This is a genomic window from uncultured Maribacter sp., from assembly GCF_947500405.1.
Lineage (GTDB): Bacteria > Bacteroidota > Bacteroidia > Flavobacteriales > Flavobacteriaceae > Maribacter_B.
In genome coordinates this window covers 1-2,505 of the sequence record NZ_CANMRY010000029.1, presented here as the reverse complement: position 1 = coordinate 2,505, position 2,505 = coordinate 1, and the positions used below count along the sequence as shown (strand labels likewise).

Annotated in this window: 2 protein-coding genes; both read right to left on the bottom strand. The window is 33.3% G+C overall.

The features are described 5' to 3' along the window. Window positions 1–206 precede the first annotated feature (206 nt). A complete protein-coding gene (locus Q0945_RS15750; RefSeq protein WP_299436543.1) occupies window positions 207–776 on the bottom strand; it encodes a hypothetical protein in 570 nt (189 codons plus the stop codon). Between the two features lie 156 nt (window positions 777–932). After that, window positions 933–2,366 carry an amidohydrolase family protein gene (locus Q0945_RS15745; RefSeq protein ID WP_298550850.1) on the bottom strand — a complete coding sequence of 478 codons (1,434 nt, stop codon included), beginning with the start codon at window positions 2,364–2,366 and terminating at the stop codon, window positions 933–935. Between the last annotated feature and the right edge of the window lie 139 nt (window positions 2,367–2,505).

The window sequence follows — 2,505 nt, the reverse complement described above, 5'->3', positions numbered from 1 at the left end:
TCAGACACACAAGATTCTCATTTAGGATATTAAATTTAGTCAGAATTTTTCAGGTCAGCCATTAAGGGTAACGGTCTCGTATAACCGTCAGTTACGGGTAAATTAGCGATTATTTTCGGATTAAACACTGACGGTAGCAATTCCGCGTGGATTCGGACGTAGTCGAATCCGCCGTAATTGTGGTTATACATTGTTGTACACCGTTTTTATTCACGTTTCTCAAGTTCCGTTTCTAATTCAATTCTGTCTTTTTTAATCATTCGCCTACCTTTATTATACTTGGCATTCTTTTCGTCTTCGATTAGTTCTTCGATAAGAAATTCAAGTTCAGAATTTGTCAATTCCTTTGGCGTTTTATTGTAAATACTTTCGTCAATTTCTGATGTTTCCAGTTGAGAATTTTCTAATTCATTAATTCTTTCAGTCGGTTTTTCAGTTTCTACTTCGGTCAATTCATAGCCAGATTTTGGCAATTCCGTTTTTCCGATAGTTTGCAGATAATCATTTAAAATCCGTTTTTCCACAAAGATTTTTCCTCCGCCAAATTTGTGTCGGTCAGACATATTTTTTTTAACTCCAGAAATCCAGTATTCATTTCCAGATTCAATTTCATAATAGTTTCCGCCTGAAATTCCAGTTCCATTTAAACTTTGAAATCCTTTACCATTAAAATAAATTGTTTTTCTGCTTTTAGAGAATGAAACGAGACCAATCCAAGCAGTTCCGTTATCCGAAAATCCACTCTTTAATTCTAAGTATTTTAATTCTGTTCTCAATGTTTTTCTTAAATGGTGTACAACGGTAACGTATAAGAATAGTAGCGGGTTTTACGCACTTATTATTCGGTTTATTATTATCTCTTGGTTTATATATTTCATTTTCGTTTTAGGGATTAAGCCGCTATTATTTTTATACAATGTTCTATGCAGTTATTATTCTCCAAATTTTCCATTCATATCCTTTAAAATTAATTTTGGGTCATACCCATAACCATCTTTGAAAACTAACTCAACATTGCGAATATTTTTTTTAATATCTCCATTAATTACTACAAAATCTGCTTTTTTTCCGTTCTCAATTACCCCAACTTCAGAGTTGGAAAGAACTTTCGCTCCATTACTCGTCATAATTTTGATTGCTTCCTCGTTCGTGAATCCTGCTTCTTTTAGTAATTCAAAATTTCTTTGGTCTCCAAAACCTGGAAGAACGTGTCTGCCTGCATCAACTCCTGCTGTTAAAGTTCCACCCATTTTGAAAAATTGATATTCAAATTCCATGATTCGTTTTAATCTTCTTTCCCTTAAGTTATCACTCGATTTTTGGCTATCGAAATTATTTCTTCTCTCACTATATTGAGATTTTAAAAATGATGACATTACTTCTAATGTACGTTCATCTGCAAAGGCTCTATTTGGAACACTTGACTCATAAATTGCCAATGTTGAAGTCAAAAAAACGTTGTTGTCAATCATTAACTGTTGAAGCCGTTTTACTTTCTCACTATCAATATTCAACTCATCTATATATTCTCTTGAGCCATCACAAATACCGAATGTCTTATTCTTTCTAAAATCACTTGTGCTATTCAGTCCGTGTTCTATTCCGTCAATTCCAAAATTTGTTGCTTGCTCAAATGTGATTGAACACAAATGTCCTGTTACTTTCGCATTCCGTTTATGTGCCTCTTGGATGATTATTTCCAAGTCGCTTGGTGTTGTATGGCGATAAACTTTAAACCATCGAACCCCTTTTTTTGTCCAATATTGAATTGTATCCTTTATATGTTTTTCGTCACGTGGGATAATCATATTTGGATTACCTCCTTTTCCTGTAAAATATGGACCACTTGTTATTATATTGGGGCCAATGAATTTACCTTGCTCAATTTTTTTTGACAATTCTACTCCTTGTTCTGGTGATGCTGAACCACAAGTTTGAATAGTTGTTACTCCCGATGCCAAGTAAAGTTTTGAGGCTGTTTCTCCAACAAATGGAAATCTTGGAATATGTAGATGATTGTGAACTCCTACAATTCCCGGGATAATTGTTTTTCCTTTTAAATTTATTGTAGTCGCTCCTTTTGGTATGTCAATTTTCGAACTTTGTCCAATTGCTTGAAAATGACCATTTTCAACAATCAATGTTTGATTTTCTTTAGCTGGATTTCCCTTTCCGTCAAATACTGTCACATTCGTTAAAGCTAGAACATCAGAATTATATTTTACATAATTGAGTATATTTTGATTTAATTCTTTTCGCTCTCGGATAGAGATTTTATCCGAACCCAGAGCGATAAATTCAGATTTAGAATTTTGCTTACAACCAAGAAAGATTGCTATTATGAGTATGAATGTTAATTGTTTCAAAGAGTGTTTTTTATTATTGCATAGAACGTTCTAGGCTATGATTTCGGACTGGGAAAGTATAGGCTAACCAGTCAGCCAAAGATATATTTTTAAAATTAATATTTTACATAGAAAAAGCGCTTAGCCCAGTTTGAAATAT